General features: G+C 46.6%; 21 protein-coding genes. All 21 read right to left on the reverse strand.

The genetic code is table 11. The features are described from left to right. Window positions 1–49: 49 nt before the first annotated feature. A complete protein-coding gene (locus tag SALPA_RS06985; RefSeq protein ID WP_145091498.1) occupies window positions 50–1,132 on the reverse strand; it encodes an ABC transporter substrate-binding protein in 1,083 nt (360 codons plus the stop codon). A 131-nt stretch (window positions 1,133–1,263) separates the two neighbouring features. After that, window positions 1,264–3,342: a TonB-dependent receptor gene (locus SALPA_RS06990; protein WP_186450955.1), complete on the reverse strand. Its 2,079-nt coding sequence runs from the start codon at window positions 3,340–3,342 to the stop codon at window positions 1,264–1,266. A 32-nt stretch (window positions 3,343–3,374) separates the two neighbouring features. Further along, window positions 3,375–5,000: an ABC transporter substrate-binding protein gene (locus SALPA_RS06995; protein WP_145091504.1), complete on the reverse strand. Its 1,626-nt coding sequence runs from the start codon at window positions 4,998–5,000 to the stop codon at window positions 3,375–3,377. 491 nt (window positions 5,001–5,491) lie between these two features. Further along, window positions 5,492–6,007, reverse strand: a complete 516-nt coding sequence (locus tag SALPA_RS07000; protein WP_222427893.1) for a hypothetical protein — start codon at window positions 6,005–6,007, stop codon at window positions 5,492–5,494. Between the two features lie 54 nt (window positions 6,008–6,061). Continuing rightward, window positions 6,062–6,976, reverse strand: coding sequence for an efflux RND transporter periplasmic adaptor subunit (locus tag SALPA_RS07005; RefSeq protein ID WP_145091510.1), 915 nt, complete (start codon window positions 6,974–6,976; stop codon window positions 6,062–6,064). 128 nt (window positions 6,977–7,104) lie between these two features. Next, the gene (locus SALPA_RS07010; RefSeq protein ID WP_145091513.1) at window positions 7,105–9,537 is read right to left on the reverse strand and encodes an ABC transporter permease; all 2,433 of its coding nucleotides are present in this window, start codon (window positions 9,535–9,537) and stop codon (window positions 7,105–7,107) included. Next, window positions 9,530–10,291, reverse strand: coding sequence for an ABC transporter ATP-binding protein (locus tag SALPA_RS07015; protein ID WP_145091515.1), 762 nt, complete (start codon window positions 10,289–10,291; stop codon window positions 9,530–9,532). Before SALPA_RS07015 ends, SALPA_RS07010 begins: the two co-directional genes overlap by 8 nt. Before the next feature lie 60 nt (window positions 10,292–10,351). Further along, window positions 10,352–10,951, reverse strand: a complete 600-nt coding sequence (locus tag SALPA_RS07020) for a TetR/AcrR family transcriptional regulator (protein WP_145091518.1) — start codon at window positions 10,949–10,951, stop codon at window positions 10,352–10,354. Between the two features lie 163 nt (window positions 10,952–11,114). After that, window positions 11,115–11,501 (reverse strand): GNAT family N-acetyltransferase, encoded by a 387-nt coding sequence (locus SALPA_RS07025; RefSeq protein WP_222427894.1) that lies wholly within the window; start codon window positions 11,499–11,501, stop codon window positions 11,115–11,117. Between the two features lie 82 nt (window positions 11,502–11,583). Beyond that, window positions 11,584–12,519: a sugar phosphate isomerase/epimerase gene (locus tag SALPA_RS07030; RefSeq protein ID WP_186450957.1), complete on the reverse strand. Its 936-nt coding sequence runs from the start codon at window positions 12,517–12,519 to the stop codon at window positions 11,584–11,586. A gap of 14 nt (window positions 12,520–12,533) precedes the next feature. Further along, on the reverse strand, window positions 12,534–13,733 hold the full coding sequence (locus SALPA_RS07035) for an alpha-D-ribose 1-methylphosphonate 5-triphosphate diphosphatase (protein ID WP_145091526.1): 1,200 nt from the start codon (window positions 13,731–13,733) through the stop codon (window positions 12,534–12,536). Further along, complete coding sequence (phnL, locus tag SALPA_RS07040; RefSeq protein ID WP_145091529.1) at window positions 13,730–14,458, reverse strand: phosphonate C-P lyase system protein PhnL; 729 nt, start codon at window positions 14,456–14,458, stop codon at window positions 13,730–13,732. The genes SALPA_RS07035 and phnL overlap by 4 nt, the downstream gene beginning before the upstream one ends. Window positions 14,459–14,470: 12 nt before the next feature. Beyond that, entirely contained in the window at window positions 14,471–15,316 is an 846-nt protein-coding gene (locus SALPA_RS07045) for an ATP-binding cassette domain-containing protein (RefSeq protein ID WP_145091532.1), read from the reverse strand. After that, entirely contained in the window at window positions 15,303–16,187 is an 885-nt protein-coding gene (locus SALPA_RS07050; protein ID WP_145091535.1) for an alpha-D-ribose 1-methylphosphonate 5-phosphate C-P-lyase PhnJ, read from the reverse strand. Before SALPA_RS07050 ends, SALPA_RS07045 begins: the two co-directional genes overlap by 14 nt. Further along, a complete protein-coding gene (locus SALPA_RS07055; protein ID WP_145091539.1) occupies window positions 16,165–17,271 on the reverse strand; it encodes a carbon-phosphorus lyase complex subunit PhnI in 1,107 nt (368 codons plus the stop codon). Before SALPA_RS07055 ends, SALPA_RS07050 begins: the two co-directional genes overlap by 23 nt. Then, a complete protein-coding gene (gene phnH, locus SALPA_RS07060; protein WP_186450958.1) occupies window positions 17,271–17,867 on the reverse strand; it encodes a phosphonate C-P lyase system protein PhnH in 597 nt (198 codons plus the stop codon). The genes SALPA_RS07055 and phnH overlap by 1 nt, the downstream gene beginning before the upstream one ends. A gap of 2 nt (window positions 17,868–17,869) precedes the next feature. Continuing rightward, on the reverse strand, window positions 17,870–18,286 hold the full coding sequence (gene phnG / locus SALPA_RS07065) for a phosphonate C-P lyase system protein PhnG (RefSeq protein ID WP_186450959.1): 417 nt from the start codon (window positions 18,284–18,286) through the stop codon (window positions 17,870–17,872). A 10-nt stretch (window positions 18,287–18,296) separates the two neighbouring features. Then, window positions 18,297–19,115 carry a phosphonate ABC transporter, permease protein PhnE gene (gene phnE, locus SALPA_RS07070; protein ID WP_145091548.1) on the reverse strand — a complete coding sequence of 273 codons (819 nt, stop codon included), beginning with the start codon at window positions 19,113–19,115 and terminating at the stop codon, window positions 18,297–18,299. Then, window positions 19,102–19,884: a phosphonate ABC transporter ATP-binding protein gene (phnC, locus tag SALPA_RS07075; protein WP_145091550.1), complete on the reverse strand. Its 783-nt coding sequence runs from the start codon at window positions 19,882–19,884 to the stop codon at window positions 19,102–19,104. Before phnC ends, phnE begins: the two co-directional genes overlap by 14 nt. Window positions 19,885–19,956: 72 nt before the next feature. Beyond that, window positions 19,957–20,868 carry a phosphonate ABC transporter substrate-binding protein gene (gene phnD / locus SALPA_RS07080; protein WP_145091553.1) on the reverse strand — a complete coding sequence of 304 codons (912 nt, stop codon included), beginning with the start codon at window positions 20,866–20,868 and terminating at the stop codon, window positions 19,957–19,959. A 15-nt stretch (window positions 20,869–20,883) separates the two neighbouring features. Next, entirely contained in the window at window positions 20,884–21,609 is a 726-nt protein-coding gene (locus SALPA_RS07085; RefSeq protein ID WP_145091556.1) for a GntR family transcriptional regulator, read from the reverse strand. Window positions 21,610–22,007 lie beyond the last annotated feature (398 nt).

The raw sequence follows: 22,007 nt of genomic DNA on the forward strand, positions 1-22,007 counted from the left end.
TATCCCGCACTAGCATAAGGCAACAGTAAATGAAAGCAATAGGTCCCTATTATTCCGGATTTTTCCCGGAAATAATGCGGTTTGCCTCAGCTTCCGAAAGATCATAATTCATAAATATCTTATAAAAATACCGTGTTTCCTTGACAATATCTATATCCTGAAATTTCTCAGGGTACAATGTTTTAGCTGCCCATTGAATTTGCAGTGCCTCTTCCGCCCCATAACGATCCCACAAAAAGGCCCCGTCAGGATTCACATAAACTTTTTTATTTTGAACCGCTTTGATGCCCTGCCAAACAGGATTATCCATAATCATATGTATATTGCGAGTACCATCCGGCTCAATAGGCAAGGCATTGCTGCTCACGATAATAACATCAGGGTTCCAAACCATAACTTGCTCCATTGTTACTGGTTTCATATTGCCTTTAACATCAAGCGCGGCATTCGTTCCTCCGGCAACTTCAATCCAATTGTCAATGATTGTATTTGTTCCATCAATGAGCAATGGATTCCAAGAATTGATATGCAAGACTTTAGGCCGTTGTTCCTGGGAAATCGGATCGGTGACAGCCTTAATCTTAGCCATTTTTTCATCTAAATAAGCAATATAAGCATCGGCTTTCGCCTTGGCCTCCGGGCCCAAAATCGTACCGGTTGTCCGGAAGCAATCCTTAAGTCCAGCAAAATCAGTAAAAAACAATTGCACAACCGGTATCCCTATCGCTTTCAATCTGGTAGCAATTACATTGTTTTTCGAGATAAATACAATGTCCGGTTTTGTCTTCATAAGTTCCTCGATATTCACGTCTTGGGGTGTAAACACAATTTGCGCATCATTCATCGCCGGATTCACAATATAAAGCCAAGGCCTGGCACCTTTTATATCTACAGTAGCTTTTATTTTATCACCCGCCCCAAGCATCGTCAGTACTTCATTATGGGCCGGCCAGGCATCCGCAATACTTTCAATCTTAGCGGGAATTGCAATCTTGGCTTTGGCAGAATCGGTTATAACAACCTTTTCTTGTTTTGCTGCTGTCTGTTCACTGCCACAACCGGCTAAAGTCAAAATCAATAAAAGCAATGTTACAAGAATAAAACTATTTCTATATACACTTTTATATGACATAACGCACATCCTTTCTGCTGTTGTGTGGATTGGCAACACTTTTTATTATGCTGCTCAGCCCAACCATCACATGATTAACGGTTGGGCTGAGCAGCATTACTCATTTTATATTTTACAATGTCAACACAGACTTAGAATTGCTTGCTGATCTGAACACCGTAGGTGGCTCCGGTATCATACACGTACATGCCTGTAGCATAGCGCTGGTCTGTGATATTGTTGCCGAACAGGGTAAGGGTGGTATTTGCATTCAATTCCTTGTTGATGTTGATATCGATGGTAGTGACTCTATCCATATTAAAGTCTGTGCCGCTACCTGCATTTACGCCACTGGCTGTACCTCGATACTGGCTGTTATGATGCAGCATCAGATTAGCAGACAGGTCCTTATTTTTATAATTTAGCGCTATATTATAAAGGTTATGCGGTGTGCGGCTATTATCCAAGGCATCACTTGAAGTAAAATAAGCGTAGCTCGCTTTATAGCCGAAGTGATCGGTTAAATCGCCATGAAAACCCAATTCAAAACCTCTACGCTGCAAATCTCTGGCAGTATAGCTGTAAACCGGGTAGCTATGCGCTGTATCCCAAGACTCATAATATTTGTTGCCTGTAGCAACCCGAGCATTATCAATGTCATAATAGAAGGCTGTCAACGAGGCATTCAGCGCTTTACTGTAATTCGCTTCCATTCCCGTTTCGCATTTTATACGCTTTTCATCGCCCAGTTTTTCATTGTTATCCACGAGGGCAAAATCGTTATCTGCCTGCTGTGAATAGCCCAGACGCGCCGTTGCTTTATAGACCTTGTTGATCTGATAAGCCGCGCCTACCGATGTGCTGACCGAATTTCCTTCCCACATTTCCCCAAAAAGCTGATCATACACTATTGAGGTCGATCCAACTAAATATTTACCAATTCCTGAGGTAATATGTTTTTTATCAAGCCGGGCAGAGACATCAAGTATCACTTTATCCGTAGCCTTTCTCTCCCCGTACAGATAGAAGCCGTACAGTTCTTCCTCACGCGGACTGCCGCCGTATGAACCCATCCCGGTCGGTGCATCATACCACATGAGCTGCGTGCCAAATTTCAGCTTATCCCGGCCATAATCCAGCGTATGCCCCAGATTCAATTGCCGCAAATAATCCCGTTCATAGAAACCGCCAGCTTTCTTTGTTATCGGGTCTCCATTTAGTGCCCATCTATATGAATCTACATGACTCCAGCCGAAACTAAAGTCAGTTGTATGATGTTCATCCCATTTTTTCGCCGCATTCAACGCCAATACTGTCGTCTTGATCGGCAAAAATCCACCAAGAGCCAATTTATTTGCAGCAGTTATATTGAGAGCATAGGAATCTGCTACCGAGTTAAAATAAGCTTTATTGTGGACATCGCCTTCATTGTACAGCAGTGTCAGATTGGCAACCCAGTCCTTGCCTTTATCCCCGATTTTAAATAAATATGTATTCAAATTTTGGCTATTGTTCCAGCCATCCATGCCGTCGGTCTTGTCTTTCGCGTAGCCCAACGTATAATAACCTGTGTCACCAATCTTGTCACCATGCACATAGCTTGCTTTTTCCGCATTGAAAGTTCCATAGCTCACTTTGGCTTTGTCAACCGGCTTGGTAGGCGTCATGGTCGTAATGATAATATAACCTTGAGCAGGAGCACCGGACTTAACGTTAGTTTGCGCGAAGGAGGCTACTGGCCCCATCGTCAAGATTGATGCATCGCGGCAAAAAGTAATCGATTCGATCATGTCAACCGGCAGATTCATGAGCATACGCGAGGCTTGCGTTTCTGGCAGCCAGACGCCATCAATGATATAACCAATTTCATCACCGCCGCGCGTCTCGACTTTGCAATAGCCTTTAGCACCATAGCGCATGACATTGAGTCCCATCCCATTTTGAATAAGTTCCAATATATCTTTAGGATGCATTTTTTCAATGTCTTCCTGGGTAAAGGTTTCCGTCGCTATCTTGCTGCTTTCTGGAACAGCCAAACGAACATCTACCGGATCGGCCATTGTATGTGCTGCTTCTTTGGCAGGTGTTGCAATTTTTTTGCCTGTTACCAGAACATCGCTAAGTACAGTAGTATTTTCTTTATCGCTTTCTTGGGCCTGTACCGGCAACACTGTGCCGCCACTGACTATGGAAGATACTATCAATGCTGCCAATAACTTGTTGTGTTTCATAAAATATAAACTCCTCCCCAACATAATGCGTGTCAACTTGAATCCCCGATTAACTGGGTCGATTCATCGCCAATGATTTGTCTTACTTCGTGGTCAGCCAATTCATACTGGTAAAATTCTTTAAAAAACCATTTAACTTCAGGCCCTAAATCATCTTTAAAATTCTCCGGATGAAAAACCTTAGCCGCCCACTGTATTTGCAGCGCTTCCTCCGCGCCATAACGATCCCAGGAAAATACCCCGCGGGGATTGACGTACACCCGCTTGGTCTTTACGGCAGCGATCTGTCGCCATACATCATCTTGCTCCAACTCCATGATAATTTGCCGGCCAACTAAAGCCTCCCGGGCAATAACAATTACCCCGGGATTCCAGTTGATGACCTGTTCCAGCGTTATCGCCTGTAAGTTGCCGGTTACGGCAGCGACATTTACACCGCCGGCCATATTGATCCAATCATCGATAATCGTGCCGGCACCATCAATGAGCAGCGGATTAAGTTTGGCAATATGTAATACCCGTGGTTTTTGCTGCAGCGGTATTTGGGCGGTAATTCCGGTTATTTGGGCCTGTTTATCGTTCAGATACCGAATATATTTATCCGCTTGCGCTATCGCTGACCCGCCCAGCACGGCTGCTGTAAGTCTGACACAGTCTTTCAAGCTGTTAAAATCGGTGACTGATAATTGAACTACAGGAATATCAGCTTTTCTGATGGCCTCCACGTCTTTATAACTATTTGAGACAAAAACCACATCCGGTTCACATTTAATCAACTCTTCCACATTAGTACTGGCGGAACTGAATAATATCGCCGCCTTATTAATGTCCGGGTTGATTTTTTGCAGCCACGGTTTTTGGGTTGTCGCCATAGTTGTCGCCACAATTTTGTCACCGCCGCCCAATAAGCAGACAATGTCCTGATGAGCTGCCCAGGCATCGGCAATGCGGGAAATTTTATTGTTCAAATTTACCGGCACACCGAACATATCTGTTACCAACATTGCCTGTTTTACCGCTGGTATTGTTGGAACATCCGCACTGCAACCGCTCAACAACAGTAACAAGGTTAGCGTCATTATAAAAATGTAGTTATTTTTTAATCGGCCCCAATAGGAATTATTGATTATTTCAAAATCGTTTTGCGCCCAGTTTCTTATTTTTGAAATTTCTCCTGGTGGAGCACCAGTCGATTCCAAAAACAACTGGTGCTGTTCTGGCGACATCAGCTCAAATTCCCGGTGCCATTGCCATTGATCATAAAGACTAAATCCTGCGGCACTAAAGATTCCATCCCAGGCATCATTAGCAACTAATGCTTTTCGCTCTTGCACTTGAAAGCCCAGCAATAACCGGACAATCCCTTTTTGTTGCTCACGCAATGTCTCGATAGATTTGTTTAGCTCGTAGATTCTCTTTTCCAAAAGAGACACTGTTATACTTTGAGAACCAGATAGTAGTTCCTTGATACTATTCAAGGACATTCCAGCTTCGCGATAGCTGCAAATTCTTTCGAGCAGCTGGCAGTCGGACTCGGAATAGAGTCGATACCCAGATGACGTTCGCTCTGAACTTTTCAAAAGTTCGATGGAGTCATAGTATAGAAGCGCTGTGCGAGAAAGGTGAAACTTCTTTGCTATCTGTCCGATGGTATACATCAACAATCTCCTTTTTTCATCATAAACTATAAAGCAATAGACAGGTCAACAAGTTATTTCCGGTAAACCGGACACCATAATACAATCCACTAATAACAGCTTTATAACTTCAACTAACATTAACTAACTAATTAAATAAACCAACCAACTATTGTTCGTTTTTTATTTGTCATAATAGCATAATCCCTCTTTTTTCGTCAATTTTTCGCTAATTCATATTTATTCAATGCAACTATTTATTGCATAAATGAATACAGCCGAACAGCACAAAGCTGAACCGGCTTTACCAAGAAACGTTCTGGTACAAAAATCTCACCAATCCAAAGATTCCCTGCCATTCACCAAAATATCAAGCAGCTATATTAATTCGGACTCGCATGCTCCCCCTAAATAGTTTCTATGATATCCGCTTTACCCCGATACTCAAAAGAACATCCTTCCCCTGATTAATCAGGGGAAGGATGTTCTTTGCCGACACTATTTAACAGTGGTTAAACACATTGCTGTTTTATCTCTTTTACCGGTCTAGCCTCAATATAGCCGCGTTTACCTAATGGTGCCAGCTGGAATCTTGGACCGGCCTCATCTGCCCAGGTAAATCCATACAATTCCGGATTATAGTCTTTAATAACCTGCCACGAATCGTCAATAGCTTCCATAAAATTCTCATCTTCAAAAGGCGGACCTTGGAATACCATAACCTTGCAAGGTAACAGGTCAATTATTTCAAAGCCTTCAGGTACTTCGCCAGCATACTCACCAGGTACTTCGACACCCTGTGCGTATACCGATGTGCCGGGCTTCCGTAAATTGTCCGGCAGCCACATTCCGATAGGCTCATACAGGGCTTGTTTTATACTGCACAATATTCCCCATACATCGCAGCCGGCTTCCTCACAATATGCAAAGTAATTATCGGCATTGATCCCCCTTTTCAGGATCAGCCTCCGCGCCGGCCGCTCCACCACTTGCACAAAAACAGTATTTGCCTTTGGTCTTTCAGACATTTTTATTTCTCCCTTCTGCAGTATAAGGTAATAATCACGGATACGACTCTTGCACTATAGATCTGACGGCGTTATCGCAAGCTGTGCTGTCATATTCCAGCGCAATCTATCATCCCAGCGTTCAGGCGCGACAGTGACGGTATACGTAATGTCACCGCGTTTCTTTTCGCCGTATGCTCTGATGGCTTTTACCTTGCCGGCTATCTCTAAGTCAGGTATACCGTCAAAGGTTAAGGATACCTGATCACCCTTTTTTACCTTAGCAATCGTGAGTTCTGTTAAGTCATCGCTACGGATTTCCCACGCACTTTCATCTGCCATTCTTACCAAAACAGTACCGGCGGCAGCATGTTCTCCTACCTTGATATCCAGAAAGGCAACCGTACCATTGATTACTGCTGTGAGTTCGGTCTTGTCAAGCAATCCTTCCGACTCAACTAACCGCGCTTCCTGGGTCTCTAATTCGGCCTGTGCTTGAGCCAACGCAGCCCTGTTTCTATCAGCCGTTGTTTTCGCCTGATCATATTGTTGCCTGGAGACAGCCCCTGCCGCTTCCAAGCGCTTTTGCCGCTCTAATTCGCGTTCGGCATCAGCCAGATTAATTCTTGCCTGCTCCATAGCGGCCGCCGCGCGGCTAATGTCAGCTCTGGTACTGCCAACCCTTGCCTGATAATCTTGTCGTACCAGCCGGATAATCGGTTGCCCAGCCTTTACCATATCGCCTTCCTGTACCAGCACCTCGCCTATCGTCCCTTCTACCGGCATAACCATCTGGGCATAATGCACTGGGAAAACAATCCCTTCTGACAAAACCCGGTTATCAGCTTTAACAGGTGCAATGTCTTTTTTCTCTCCCTGGCGTCCGTTAGTGAGCCACCATCCGCCAGCACACAATATACCAACAACAAGCACTGTCACTATCCAATGACGCTTTAGCCACGCCCCCAGTGTTCCTAACTGTTCCTTCATTACACCCTCTCCGTTCTTCTTTTATCTTAGTACGCGAGTCAAGACTCCCGCCTCTACAGGCGGCGTTACTTCAGGTGGAGCAGACTCTCCACCTGAATCCCCAATATTTCAGCTATGCTGAAACGAGTTTACTCATAGCCAAGCACCTCACGCACACTCAGCTTAGCAGCCTTCCTGGCAGGGAGCAAACTGGCAGCTACCGCCAGCAAGGCTGAAAGTACCAGCCAAATCCCTACTCCCAGAAAACTAAACGAAAATTCCAGCGGACTCTGCAAAAACATTACCCCTACCTGATAACTAAGCAGCGCGGCTACCGGCAATGCCAACATGACTCCTAGCAGCCAGCTTAACACCCCAATACATAGCGCCTCCACAACAAAAACCTTAGCAATAGCCATACTGGAAGCCCCAATGGCCCGCATAATCCCAATCTCCCGTGTTCGTTCTAATACATTGATTCCCATTGTACCCATAAGTCCCAAGCCTCCGACAAAAGCCAAGAGTACCGCCATAATCAATAAAAATACGATCAATATATCAAACTGAGACCGGATACGCTGTTTTTGCTCCCAGGTAATATCAACATTTTGAATGCGAAGATTATTTTTCTTTAAATGCTCCTCAATTTTTCTGCCCAAATCAATTTGTTCCCGGGGATTAGTTGATTGAGCAACAATCTGGACCGATCTGGCTCCTCCCGCCTCCTGAATAGCTCCGGTAAACCAGGGATAAGGCGCATACACAATCGGCCCGGTCAGTGTACTTTTGGCAATCCCGACTACCGTAAACCTGAGCTTGCGATTACCTATCTTAATGACTGCCGTACTGCCTACTGTAAGCTGTGGATTATCCTTCAGCGTCTCTGTATTTACCACCAGCGCGCTCTCGTCTTCAGCCAACAGCCAGCGCCCTTCAATAATCTTCGGCTGAATCATCTTGGTGCTTGCCGGGGGTGCAAGAATAAATACATTCTTGCTGGCCTCATCCTCTGACTCCTTTCGTTCATTCCTGAGTATCCGTCCGGAAGTAAAGCCCCATGACTCTGCCGCCCTGACACCAGGAATTTTGAGAATTTCATGTTCAATCCTGGTAGCCCGGTAGTTTTGTGTGAAACCAACAGAAATATCATAGCGGAAATAATCAAGTGCATCATCTAATGTAGAATAAAGCGATGACCGAATGGAAAAGACGGCCATAAATACCGTTCCCGCCACTGTCAGAGTCAGCAAAGTCAGAGCCAGACGCCATTTCCTGCGAAAGGTGTTTCGTAAGGAAAGCAGGACAGGACGGGATAGGAGGTTTATTCTTTCTAGCAGCTTATCTATCCACTTATCCAGGCGACCCTTACCTATTACACTCCCAATACCATGATCACTAACAGCCTCTCTGACAGTTACCCCGGTATTATGCCATATCGGCCATATGGCAGCAAGAACAGGCACCACAATCGCCGCTGTTGCCTCTAATAGCAGTACCTTGGGTGACAGCTCCAAGCCGCCGGAGTTGAAGTTAAATACCTGAGCCATAAAACCAGTGACAGCACTTGCCGCCAATGCCCCCAAAGGGGCGGCAACAATAAGAGCTAATATACCATATACCCCCACCAGGAATAAATACATCCGCAATATCTGGTCACGCCTGGCTCCGATTGCCTTCATGATTCCTATTTGACGAACCTGCTGTGTCAGGATGGCAGATACCGTATTAACTAACAAAAAAGTACCTAATAACAGTGACAGCACACCGAGAACAGTAAGCAGCATAACAAGGGCATTAATCACACTCTGCAGGGGATGTTCCCCTGGTTTATTCACCTGCAGCCAAAACACGGTTGTGTTGCCTTGTTCCAGCTTGCTCCAGGCCCGGCGCCCCACCGCCTCAATGGGTGCAGTTTCCTTGCCGCTAAGCACCCAGGGCTCCACAACAAAATTCACCTGATCAAGCTGCCGCTCCACATCCAGCTTCTCAAGCGTATCCATGTTGATGTAGCCATAGGAACGGCCGCTAAAAAGACTTGGCAGCTGACTGGGATCATATACTACCCCGGTAATCTTCAGACTTCGTTTGTGTCCATCAGCGGTTTCTACCTGAATACTGCCCCCTTGGGCCACCCCAAGTTCAGCGAGCGAAGACCGCTCCAGCAATACATCCCCATCCCCGGGCGGCCAGGCACCGGTTTGTCTCTTTATGATGTTAACTTTTTGCTCACTATAGTCTGGAATGGCCGTCAAATACATTTGCCGCCATTCGCCGGCAGCAGTACGTACCCGCAAATCAACATTACGGCGGCCTTCGGCCTCTTTAACGCCGCGTAAACTGCGAATGCTGTCCACCAGCTCCTGATCAAATGGATCGGCATACAAGCTGGCGCTGGCCGGTGCTGCCGACTTCCAGCTTAGCGTTAGGTCCCTATCAAACATGAGATAGGAACTATAGACCATTCCTACAGCAAAAACCCCAACCGAAATAGACAACACTACCAGCAACGTCCTAAGCTTATTCCCCCATAAATCGGCTAAAACTTTACGCCACCGCGGCGACAACAGCCTGTATTTAAGCATAATTGCCACACCCTGCCGACTCGCTTGTCATAATCTGCCCGTCATATACAGTCACAATCCTGCCGCTCCGGCAGGCTAAATCATTGTCATGGGTTACCATTACTATGGTTTTCCCGCTAACAGCCAGTTGTTTAAAAAGGTCAATAACGGTGGTGGCTGTACGACTATCAAGATTACCTGTCGGCTCATCTGCTACTAAGAGCGGCGGGTCATTCGCCAAAGACCTGGCAATCGCCACCCGTTGTTGCTGTCCCCCGGATAAATTCGCCGGTAGCTTATCCGCCTGTTCGCCAACACCTACCAGATCCAGCAACTTACGCGCCCGTTCTGGTCTTCCCCCCCGGTCATACATGTCACAAAAATCCATTGGCAGCATAACATTTTCCAAAACCGTCAGCGTTGGGATCAACTGAAAAAATTGGAAAACAACCCCTACCGTCCGGCCACGCCAGATGGCAATCTGATTTTCGGTCAACGTATGTACAGGCATCCCAGCCACCCATACTTCGCCGCCAGTCGGCCTGTCAATGCCTGTAATCATATTAATCAGCGTCGATTTGCCACTGCCGGATTTTCCCACGACAGCAACAAATTCACCTGCATTCACCTGCAGGTGAATACCTTTTAACGCCTCAAAATCACCGGCTTCTGTACTATAGGTTTTACGCACAGCTACCAGGTCAACCGCGGCTGCTCTCACACGGGGCTGGGGCAAATCGGTATTTATAAGTCCGGATAACCATTTTGCTAGCATGATTTTCTCCTTATCCCAAATTACTAAAACCACTTTGTTGAACAAGTCATGTGCTTAGACCTACTTTTTGCCGTCGATAAGAAGCATGTCAACAAATGTCATCTCAAATTGCCTGGCCACACTCTCCGGCGATAAATTCTGGCTGATAATTAGATACGGCGTAGCTCCGTCCAAGGCCGCAAATAAAGCTGTTGCCTGACTTTTAGGCTGGTGATTGCGAAACTTTCCCGCTTCCAGCCCACCGGTATATAATTGCTCATAAAAAACAATCATTCTCTCACTATAGCTATTAATCAGCGGCCACATAGCCGGACAGGCCATAATTTTGGATAAAGACAACAAGATGAATGTCATCTGCCGGGAATGACTTGACCAATACTGCAGATACTCATGAATAAAATAGCGTAAGCCTTCCACCGGACAAGTTATTGCTGCTGCTGTTTTGATCAGTTCCCATATAGGTTCAAAATAGCTCCCGTTAGCGGCAATAAGAATCTCATCTTTACTGCCAAAATGATAATATAACCCACCTTTCGTCAGACCAGCCTGTTCAGCGATCGACTGCATGGAAGCCCCTTCATATCCTTTGGCTAAAAATTCACTAACTGCGGCTTCAATAATGTCTTCCATACGTTGTTCTTTAGGAGCCCTTTTCGTCAATTATTACATCTCCGTTCCTTTAGAAACCTACCGTCGGTATTTATTTTAATGGCAGTTATTTACTTTGTCAATTAATACCACTTATGTTGAGTGCATAAAAAAGCAGCTGCTTATCCATATGATAAACAACCGCAACAATTAGCTATAATTTTTATATAATAGCCTATTCTGACAAAGCAATGGAGAAACCAATATGGGTTTGCTGCCAGCCAAGTCGCCGGTAAAAAGCATGCGACTGCTGACGGGCAAGGTTGCTTGACAATACAACTTTATAACAGCCGTAATCATGACACAGCTTGGTTGCACTCTCCATTAGTTTCGTGCCAATCCCCGCATTGCGGTATGGCGCCTCCACTACCACGTTCTCTATGATTGCCCAAGGACAACCCCCATGGCCGATATTGGGAATAACAATCACGGTAAGAGTACCAATTACAGAGCCGGCAGCCTCGGCTACAAGAAGGTGCTGCCGCGAATCTTGCAACAACCTCTCCCAAACTACGTCCTCAGCTTTTTCACTTGCCCGGGTTGTGATGATAGGCTGACTCAAATTCTTGATAAAGCGACAACACCTTGGACAAATCCCAACGCTTCGCTTTTCTGATAGTAATACTATCTTTTTGCAGACTCATTTAGGATACACACCTATCGCTGGATTTGACCAATGCTTGCGTAGTAAGCATCGCTCGGCGGTACTGTTCGCGATATCGCGGCCGTAGTTCTACCGTTATCACGCCCTGGTAGTTAGGCAGCCTGCTTATAATCTCTTGGGCCGGAACGTCCCCCCAGCCGATCGGCATATGCATATCACCGCGTCCCATGCCAGCCAGCTCATGTTGTTTACGCTCCCAGGAGGTAGAAGCACGGCCAAAATTATCGTGCAAATGGATATGACGCACATAGGGAGCTAACTGAGTAACACTTGGCAACAGGTCGTATCCATAGTGGCACGCAGCCAGATAAGCATGCCCGGTATCAAGCGTCACCCTAATCTGACTGTGGTTTACCTCCCGTACCATTTTTGCTAATGCTTCCAGCGACTCAGCATAACAATAGTCTGAAATATTAGTGTAAGGACGGGCGTTCTCCACCGCGATGGTAATTCCAAATTGGTCTGCCAGTTGTCCCATTTCCCGCAGCCCAGCACATTCCTGCTGCCACATGCTGGCTCGCTCTTGTGAAGTAGGGTTATGCCTGGTTGCAAGCAAAAAATCCTCCTCCGGAATATAACGACCTGCATGGTAAACCATGATTTCCGCATTGACAGCTGCAGTAAACTCCAGACTGGCAATAAATCCGATCCGGTTTACCGGATCAGCAGCCATTAGGTTCAGCGGGTTAAGCCCATGCACGGTATAACGAAATGGGTAACGAGCTAGCAGTTCCTTGAGCTCAATCATCCTTGTCCGGTCAAGCCTGCCGCCATAAATAGCACCAACCCCGTGGGGGGAAAGTTCGACATAACTAAAACCCTGTTCTTGATAATAATCAAGTTCTCGTTGTAAGACTGCCAGACTCCCATCAATTACCGATGCGTCAGCATTTATCGCAATGCCCTTGATTTTCACACTGAACTCCTCCTCTAACAAGCCGATTGTTCTGCACGATTTTCAGGCAAGGTTACCCGGTAATTCATACCATAAACAGGTATGCCACCTACCACCGTGTTAGTTACCACCGGTGTATTGTTACGTTTGCGGACAATAATAACATCGCCGCATTTTCCTTCCTCTAAACTACCGACATCTTTTAAGTGCAGCGCTTTGGCCGGTGCCGCGGTAGCCATAGCAACCGCTTCGCTAATACTTATCGTCTGATCTGCCAATAGAAATACAGCATGGAGCATCGACGGCGGATAATAGTCGGAACATAATATATTCGCACTGCCTGCAGTAATTGCATCAATGGCTTTCATGCCTTTGCCTGTCGAGCCTCCACGTACAATATTTGGCGCCCCCACACTGACATCCACCCCGGCTCTCCGGGCGGCAGCGGCTGTCGGAAGGTTAATGGGAAATTCACTCAGGGTCACTCCGTGCTGTTGATAATAGCTAATACTGTCGGCCGAATCGTCATCATGAGAAGCTAATGGCACACCTGCTGCCCGGGCCTCCTGACTCAGCCGTACTACACATTCTCCGGCGTTCATTCGCCCTTGTTCTTTGAGGGTTAAAATCTCTCCAATCTCATCCAGCGGCAGGTGATATGTTTTTTCCAGATAGCGCCGATAATCTTCAACCGTGGGATATTGCCCTTGTCCGGGTGTATGATCCATGAAGGATAACAGATCCACAGCTCCCTCGGTAATCAGATCCCGGATAACATCCACAGCTTCAAAATTAGTAATCTCAAACCGCAAATGAATTTTGTTCCTGATACTGGCATAGTCGCGAGCCATTCCCACAATAGTCCGGATGCAATCGGCAGCAACTTGGTCTGCCCGCACTCCATACTGGGCTCCTGCGAAAGAAAAAGAATGATACATAGTGGTAATTCCCTGCCCGGCTAGCTTTTTTTCCAATTCACCAAAAGCTACCTCGGTAGTAAAATACGCACCCGGACGGGGTTCCAGCTCTTTTTCAATGGCATCACTGTGGGTATCAATAAAACCCGGTAATATAAAACCACCCTGGGCGTCAATAATGATGTCGGCAGAGCGACCATAATGATGACTCTGGCGTCCGGCCATGGTAATCATCCCATTTTCAATGACTACTTCGCCATTTGGAATCACCCTGTCAGGCATAACTAATCTGCCGTTATTCAGCAGTACTGTACTCATACTACCTCCCGCATACGCTTGATTGACTTGCACTGCCCTGCTTGCATGGTAAATACCTTATCCACCAAACTGCGCATACTCTCCAGATCATGAAAGATACCGATGATGGTAGTTCCCTGCTTTTTAAGGGCCAGCAAGGATCGAATGACAACTTTTTTGGTCTCATTATCTAAGGAAGCTGTCGGTTCATCTAAGAGCAGTAGCCGTGGCTCCGTAATTAGCGCCCGCGCCAAGTTAACCCGCTGTTGTTCCCCACCGCTGAAGGTAGAGGGAAAAGCATCCCATAGTTTGGTGTCAATATTCATCATTCTCAACAGTTCATACGCCCGCTCCCGTGCTGCATCTGACTGCCAGCCGCGCTCTCGCAGTTCCTCAGCGAGAATATCGGTGGCTGAAACCCTGGGAAGTACCTTGAGAAATTGGCTTACATAACTAATCTCACTGCTCCGAAGCGTAAGGATCTCTCGCTCGTTGGCTGTAACAAGATCGATTTCCCTACCGTCCTTAGTACGGTACCATACATTTCCACTCGAAGGTAAATAGGTTCGATAAATGCATTTTATAATTGTCGATTTACCTGCTCCGCTTGGCCCGGCAATGCCCATAAATTCTCCAGCTTTCATGGTAAAACTCACCTTGCTGCAACCTGGCAATGTTTTTTTATCCAGAATATGCAGTGTGAATTTTTTTGACAAACCCACTACCGTCAGGATTGTATCACTCATTACAAAGCCTCCTTATAACATCGAATGAACTAACAGTTGGGTATACTGGTGCTGCGGATCTTCCAAAATTTGATCTGTTAGGCCAATTTCCACCATGCGGCCATTTTTCATTACCGCAGTTCGGTCTGACAGCATCCGGATTACACCCAGATCATGAGACACTACTACCATGGCAATACCGAGTTCCCGTTGAATCTCTTTTACTAAGTCGAGGACTTTGGCTTGAACAGACACATCAAGACCTGTCGTTATCTCATCCAAAAAAAGCAGCGGCGGGTTATTGGCAAGCGCCTTGGCAATCTGCACCCGTTGCTGCATACCACCGCTAAAATGAGCAGGAAAATCATCCATCCGCGCTAACGGGACTTCAGTGCGTGCTAACAAATTTGCCGCCCGTTCGCGAATAGCCTGAAAATTATAGATATCTGCCGTTAACAATTTTTCCGCAACATTCCCGCCTGCTGTAAAGTGCGGCTTAATCCCCAGCAGTGGATTCTGATAGACCATACCCATTAAGTGATTGCGAACATAACGTTTATGCTGCGAGGTTTCCTGCAGCAGATTAACCCGTCCAGCCTGGTAAACAGCCAAATAGCTCTCACCCTTTGAAGCTTCTTCATCAAAATAGAGACAACGTACCAGAGTGCTCTTACCTGAGCCGCTCTCACCGACAATTCCCAGGATTTCTCCCTGCGCCAGGTCGAAAGAAATGTCATGACAAGCCACGATCGTGCCGCATACAGGGCAAATATTACTTTCATAGGCCGGCCCTGTCCGGGTAAAGCATTGCGGGCACCCTGGGCCGTATAGCTTAGCTAGCCCGCGGACGGTGAGAACAATCGGATTATTTGCCAACATCCCAGCGTCCCTCCTTTTGTTCCCGAACTTTGTCACAGTGGCTGCTGTCTGAACAAAGGTGTATTTTTTTGCCGCTGCGTTCATCATATATTTCATTCATATAGGTATCAGTAGCACCACAGCGTATACATGCACGACCCGAAAAATCCTCAACCCGAAACTGATGATCTTCAAATTCCATAGGTTCAACCCGGGTATGCGGGGGTACCGCATAAATACGTTTCTCCCGCCCGGCGCCAAAAAGAAACAGCGTATCAGCCATGTTTAGCTTAGGCACATCCCAGCGGGGAATGGGGGAAGGATCAATCAGATAGCGATGGTTAACCAACGACGGATACCTGGCACCAATCGTGATTTCTCCCCATTTTACAATATCTTCGTAAAGAAAAACCCACATACGGCTGTAGTCCATTTCCGCGTGCATTTCCTGCGCCTTTGCCATACTCGCTTCCACAAACCGCAGCGGTTCAGGTATCGGAACCTGCAGCACAACAATTTGATTGTCACTCATAGGTTCTTCCGGAATGCGGTGGCGCGTCTGCAGGATGGTGGCTTCCCGGGTATTGAAGGTAGTCTTGACACCGGTGGTTTTTGTTATGAGATTACGGATATTCACGGCATTAACACCACCGTCACAGCCCTGGTCAATCACCTTGAGTACGTCTTGGGGGCCAATAATCGCCATTGTGACCTGCAGACCGCCGGTCCCCCATCCCCGGGCAATCGGCAGTTCAGGTGAGGCAAAAGGTACCTGGTACCCCGGTATGGCAACAGCCTTTAATGTCTTGCGCCGTATCTCCCGCTTGGTATTCTCATCTAAGAAAGCAAAATTGTACCCGGTATTGCGCTTAGTCTGCCTGATGTTGAACATGATCTGCCTCCTCCTTCAATTGCTGCGACCGTCGCAAGCGGTCAAGCGTAGATTGGAAGGTTACATAGTGCGGCAATTTCCAATGATAAACAAAACCGGAAGCTTCAATACCATCAATATGGTATAAGACAAATTCCTCATCCTCGGCCGGGGCCTTCTGCGGCGATGTACTGCGCGTGGAACGATCCAAAATTCCCATTGCCATGGCCTTGAGCTCGTTGTGTCCAAAACACAGACCATAACCAAGCGTAAGCTGTGGTTTTTTGGTCTTATCCCCTTCCCCGTATTGGGCAATAATCTCGGCTTCGGTAATCAAGACGCGACCGGCATAAAGTGGCGCCGTTCGTCCTGGGTGCTGAATGGTTAACGGTGCATATCCCACCCTGAGTTCCCCTAGATAGGGATGAATATCGCCATAACCTCTAATACAACTATACGCCAAAGCCATCATTGCTCCGGTTTCGCCTCTGGCCAGCGACTGTAGCTTAGCCGAACGCGCACTGGGAAAGCTAAGTGTCTTGCGCGTAATATCATAGACTTCCTCACTAGCGTCAGGAGAAGCAAGTATGCCCTCCTGACGCAATAAGTCCACCACTTTCGGGAAGGTATCTGGTAACTGCTCAGGCGGTGCACCGATACCGGCATCGCGTAATACTTGTTCCATCTGCTCCCGGTCTTCCGCAAGCAGTGAGAAGTCGACCAGCCGCTGCGTATAGTCACGGGTTGGGCCTAAAATCTGGCCGCCGGGTATTTCCTGAAAAGCACCGGATATCCGCCGTATCACTCGCATCTTGCTGGTATCAACAGCAAGTGAAATATAACGGCGTGGTTGAGTGGCACGATAGGCCCGCAAGATAAAGGAGGCCTCAATACTATCTCCCTCCGCTTGTTTTAGGGCTAACGCGGCAATAGTAGGGGCATATAACGAGCCTTCTCCCATAACTTTATCGACAGCTAACCGCAACTGATCACGGATTTGCTCTACCCCAAGCGGTTCGGATTTACCCTTTAAACGAAAGTATGTTAACAGCTTTTCAGCACTCAGGATGGCATCCGCCCCTCCGGAAACTGCTACATATCCCATTAGGCCTCTCCCTCCCACTGCATTGTACTCGACCGGGGAATGCAGGCTACATTGCCCCTATTATCAACACAAATCATATCAACACCCAATGGATATTCTTGATTCAGGCTGGCGATTATCTGCAGATTGCCGGGATGCATCCCCTCGATAACCAGCCGGGAATTCCCTGCTATCCCCGGTCCGGTCAAAATAATCGCTAACCCGTTACTCTCTGTGGCCAGGCGGTGAACCATAAAGAGAATGGTTGCTCCTTTTTCCGGAGACAGCAACGTTCCACAGTTTACAACATTCAGTTCTGGCAAGGCCCTATCCGCACACGCTATGATAAATTCTGCGCAGTCTACCGGGCAATTCCTCGCACCAGTATTAAGGGTAAGGTATTCGGCAATATCCTGACTAGTCAGTGCCAAATAAAAACTGGTCTCGCTGTCAAGCATGGTCAAAGCAATAGCCGCAGCTGCCTGATTCAGACCTTGAGGCGGATCCAGTTTTAATTGGTAAAGCGCATTGATTTTACCTGGGCGTGCCATGGCATCCAGAGTTTGGCGGTATATGCGCTGGGTATCAAACACTTTATCAAAGCTATGCTCAATCAAATTTATCCCTCCATGATTGCGAATCGCACGCGGGTTGCCGCAATGAGTGACTCCTCCTGCTGATGACGCGCCAAAACCCGTTGTTCTTCGTCTGCTATCGCCTTACGAATCTCGCCTGCCTCGGCCACATCAGCCAGTAGTGCCGCGTCGATAATCGCCGCACATAATGCCCGGATATAGTCATCTTCCATCGCCAAACCAAAACCAACTATGCCATCAATACTTACAGTTGCCTCAGTCATAAGCACTTCCCCTACATAAAAGGGCGTCTGTCCGACACTATCCAATACCTGCATCATGGTCATACAGGTTTCCGGTTGTTGTAAAACCTTGATTTCATGCCTATCAGCAATCATTTCAGCCAGCGATTGCCACACCGTAAGTTCTCCCTCGGCCAGTATTTCTCCAATATCCATCATTTCACCCCGTTTACAGTATTTTAGCCCTGATGTAGGAAGAGGCATAGTCCACAAAAGTTACCATGACTAGCACAACGATAAGGATGGTTGTCATGTCCTCATACATAAAAAGACGCATACTTGTAATTAATTCAAAACCAATGCCGCCTGCTCCCACAATTCCCAAAATAGTGGCTGAACGGAAGTTGAGCTCCCAACGATACAGACACAAAGTCACGAAATCAGGCAATACCTGTGGTAAAATGGCATAGGTGATGACCTGCCATTTACTCGCTCCGGTAGCCTGCAATGCCTCTACCGGTCCATGGTCAATGTTTTCAATGGAGTCTGCCAAAAATTTGCCCAGCATCCCGACCGAATGAAAGGCCAGGGCTAAAACCCCTGGAAAAGGTCCTAAGCCTACGGCAGCAACAAAAATCAGCGCAAAAATAATCTCCGAAATGGAACGGGTGGCATTTAGAATAAAGCGACTGCTATTATACAAAAAAACATTGGGCGAGGTATTGCGAGCCGCCAACAGACCAAAGGGAAGAGTAGCAAATATAGCCAGCGTTGTTCCCCAAATAGAAATTTGGATAGTTTCGATAGTCGGCTGGATCAGCCGCGGCAATATACCTATATTGGGCGGCAACATCCGTCCGAGAATATCCATGATATTGGGTAGACCTTTGGCCAGTTCCGCCACACTAAGATTTGTGCCATTAGCACTCCATATATAGATTCCAAGGCACAAGGCAATAAGAGTCAATTGCTTCAGCATCGCCCCGGTACTCTTAAACCAGGGTATCGGCGGCTTAAGCAAAAAATAATTTGGCTTAGGCGTGGGCATAACTCACCTGCTTATAGCAAATCTCCTCGTTCTCAGGCCCTGCCGCCATTCCGTAAATCTGCTCGACATCGCCCTCGGTGAGCAGGGTTGCCCGCTGGTCGAAAACAATGACTCCCTCTCTGATGCCAACAATTCTTTCTGCATATTTGGTTGCAAGTTCAATATTATGCAGACTTACCACCACCGTTATTGCATCCTGTTTATTAATTGTCTGCAGTATATCCAAAACCCGATCTGCCGATTTGGGATCTAAGCTGGCTACCGGTTCATCGGCCAGAACAATAGCCGGACATTGGGCTAACGCCCTGGCAATGCCGACACGCTGCTGCTGCCCGCCGCTTAATTGATCGGCACGCTGATACGCTTTATGCTCTAATCCCACCCGCTGCAGACAGTGCAGCGCATAATCAATGTCCTGCTGGGAAAAGAATTTAAGACAGCTGGTAAATACGTTGGTGTGGGCCAAGCGGCCGCATAGTACATTTTCCAGAACGGTTAACCGTTTAACCAAGTTAAACTGCTGAAAAATCATGCCCACCTGGCGACGAACATTTTCAAGCTGCAGGGTTTCATGTACTGGAACACCATGGACAACGACGCTACCCGATGTTGGCTTTACAAGACCGTTGATACAACGCAATAATGTGGATTTACCGGCACCGCTAGGTCCCAATAAGACCACAAATTCGCCTGGTTTTACTGCAAAGTTAATATTTTTTAACGCTTTAGTCCCGGTGTACTCTTTGTACAAATTGCTAATCTCAATCATGGCGTACCTCCTCATTAATTACCTGGTTTGGGAGAGTCGCCACGAATTCGCGGCGACTCTAACCACCAATTGTTATTTCTTTGACAAATCCAGGTTGAGAATCTTAGCGGTCTCACGAATTACATTGTAATCAGCGTCTTTTGCCGGAGCATAGTCTTCTACCTTACCGCCATAAGCACTTAAAGCAGCTGGATCTTCTTTAGCGACTTCCAGAAAAGCCTGTTTAATCGTTTCTTTTACCGTTTCAGGCAAATCCTTACGCCAGGCCCAAACCGAGCCCGGAATAGGATCAGATTGGTAAATTATCTTAATGTCCTGGTCACTGATTAGGTTTTTTTCTTTCATATTGCTGTAAGTAATATCATCCATTGAGGCTGCATCCACTTTGTGGTTTTTTACCGCTAATGCCGCGGCATCATGCCCCCCTGCATACACTACACTCTTGAAATCTTTATCTGGATCAATGTCATTCTTTTTGTAGATGGAGCGTGGAATCAAATTACCTGATGTTGAGGCAGGGTCGACAAAAGCATAGGTGCGTCCCTTGATATCAGCTAATTTCTCAATACCACTGTTAGGAGAAGTAATGACAAGGCTCTTATAGGAAGTACCTGAACCTTTGCGTTTCTCTACAGCATACGCTTCGGCATTGGCCTTGTCTGCAGCCAACACATAGGAAAACGGTCCAAAATAGGCAATGTCCAGTTTACCGCCCCGCATAGCTTCAATTACTCCCGAATAGTCTGTGGCAACAAAAAGTTCTACCGGTAACCCGGTCTTCTTCGCCAAATAGTCTGTGAGCGCCTTATAGGCTTCCCGTGTTTTCTGAGCATCTTCGGCAGGAATTGCGCCGACGCGCAATACTTTCATTTCCGTTACCGGCTGAGCAGTGTTTTTTGCGTCCGACCCGCAACCTGCCATAACCACCGCCAAAACTAATAGACATAGACCAAGAAATAATCCAACCTGTTGCTTTTTCATCATAATCCCCCTCAAATTTCACCAAGCTATACTTAGTTTTGCAAGATCTCCACGATAGCAAGAAAGATTATATTCAATCAGGATATCATCCTGGGATTTTAGAATATTCTCCACCTTGATAACCGGCATATTACTCGGAATCTCTAATGCCAGTGCTTCTTCCTGGCTGGGGAAGCTAGCCCGCAGCGTAGACTTGACCCGCCGTGGATTGATACCATATTGCTCAATAAGCAATGATAACGTTTGGAAATCGGTAATGCGGTCAAACAGGCCGGGAAAATACTTTGCCGGCAGGAATACCTGAGATAGTAAAAAGGCTTTGCCATTCACAAACCGTAGCACATGGATACAGTAAACCGACTCATCAGCCCCAAGTGCCAGCGCTTCTTTAACAACCGTTGGCGCAATCATCTCAACAGCCCGGAAAATTTTATTACTGGGTACTTTCCCAGCCTTCACTATATTTTCGGTAAAGCGATTTTTTGTCGACAACTGATACTCTATGGAATCTAAGGGGGCCTTAGCTACAAAGGTCCCTTTGCCTTTGAGTCTATACAAAACCCCAATCCGGCATAGTTCATCAATTGCCTGACGGATGGTATGGCGGTTAACCTGATTGGCTCTGCTCATTTCCATCTCTGTGGGGATTTGCTGCCCCTCTTTATAAAAGCCGGCTTCTATCTGTTGTTGAATACTACTCATTAGCTGCCGGTAATAGGGGATACCATTTTCTCGATCAACCATGCTTTGCACCCTCTCATCCGGATGTCTAGACCTGTCCTGTATATCATTTGTGCCGCTCTTATAAAGAGCGGCACAAATGATATGTTATCTATTTTTTTTAGGGGAGTAGGGATTTGTCTTTATTATGCCATAGTACGCACAGGCTTGTGTTAACCTGGTGTTAATTACTGGTTAATTCCTTTATTAAGCATAAGTTTGCCGCACAAAAAATTAAGCATAAGCTTGCCGTTTCGGCAAACTTATGCTTAAAGTCACATTTACTGAAACATCTGAAAAAATAAACAATAACAGTCCATACAGTAAAGATAATTCAATAAGGCATAGCTTCCTAATCTTGAAAATATGTCCAAAATCCAGATTTGCATGGTGGCGGCGATCCGCGATCTTGCAAATCCACC

The sequence above is a fragment of the Sporomusa sp. KB1 genome (assembly GCF_007830295.1).
Taxonomy (GTDB): domain Bacteria; phylum Bacillota; class Negativicutes; order Sporomusales; family Sporomusaceae; genus Sporomusa.

What these genes read in the sequence shown, in the direction of transcription:
- SALPA_RS07015 (WP_145091515.1), bottom strand. Translation starts at nt 10,291, where the DNA reads ATGCTAGCAAAATGGTTATCCGGACTTATAAATACCGATTTGCCCCAG.
- phnL (WP_145091529.1), bottom strand. Translation starts at nt 14,458, where the DNA reads ATGAGTGATACAATCCTGACGGTAGTGGGTTTGTCAAAAAAATTCACA.
- SALPA_RS07035 (WP_145091526.1), bottom strand. Translation starts at nt 13,733, where the DNA reads ATGAGTACAGTACTGCTGAATAACGGCAGATTAGTTATGCCTGACAGG.
- phnE (WP_145091548.1), bottom strand. Translation starts at nt 19,115, where the DNA reads ATGCCCACGCCTAAGCCAAATTATTTTTTGCTTAAGCCGCCGATACCC.
- SALPA_RS07010 (WP_145091513.1), bottom strand. Translation starts at nt 9,537, where the DNA reads ATGCTTAAATACAGGCTGTTGTCGCCGCGGTGGCGTAAAGTTTTAGCC.
- SALPA_RS07000 (WP_222427893.1), bottom strand. Translation starts at nt 6,007, where the DNA reads ATGTCTGAAAGACCAAAGGCAAATACTGTTTTTGTGCAAGTGGTGGAG.
- SALPA_RS07085 (WP_145091556.1), bottom strand. Translation starts at nt 21,609, where the DNA reads ATGGTTGATCGAGAAAATGGTATCCCCTATTACCGGCAGCTAATGAGT.
- SALPA_RS06985 (WP_145091498.1), bottom strand. Translation starts at nt 1,132, where the DNA reads ATGTCATATAAAAGTGTATATAGAAATAGTTTTATTCTTGTAACATTG.
- SALPA_RS07055 (WP_145091539.1), bottom strand. Translation starts at nt 17,271, where the DNA reads ATGGGATATGTAGCAGTTTCCGGAGGGGCGGATGCCATCCTGAGTGCT.
- SALPA_RS06990 (WP_186450955.1), bottom strand. Translation starts at nt 3,342, where the DNA reads ATGAAACACAACAAGTTATTGGCAGCATTGATAGTATCTTCCATAGTC.
- phnG (WP_186450959.1), bottom strand. Translation starts at nt 18,286, where the DNA reads ATGATGGATATTGGAGAAATACTGGCCGAGGGAGAACTTACGGTGTGG.
- SALPA_RS07050 (WP_145091535.1), bottom strand. Translation starts at nt 16,187, where the DNA reads ATGTTCAACATCAGGCAGACTAAGCGCAATACCGGGTACAATTTTGCT.
- SALPA_RS07005 (WP_145091510.1), bottom strand. Translation starts at nt 6,976, where the DNA reads ATGAAGGAACAGTTAGGAACACTGGGGGCGTGGCTAAAGCGTCATTGG.
- SALPA_RS07045 (WP_145091532.1), bottom strand. Translation starts at nt 15,316, where the DNA reads ATGTTGGCAAATAATCCGATTGTTCTCACCGTCCGCGGGCTAGCTAAG.
- phnC (WP_145091550.1), bottom strand. Translation starts at nt 19,884, where the DNA reads ATGATTGAGATTAGCAATTTGTACAAAGAGTACACCGGGACTAAAGCG.
- phnD (WP_145091553.1), bottom strand. Translation starts at nt 20,868, where the DNA reads ATGATGAAAAAGCAACAGGTTGGATTATTTCTTGGTCTATGTCTATTA.
- SALPA_RS06995 (WP_145091504.1), bottom strand. Translation starts at nt 5,000, where the DNA reads ATGTATACCATCGGACAGATAGCAAAGAAGTTTCACCTTTCTCGCACA.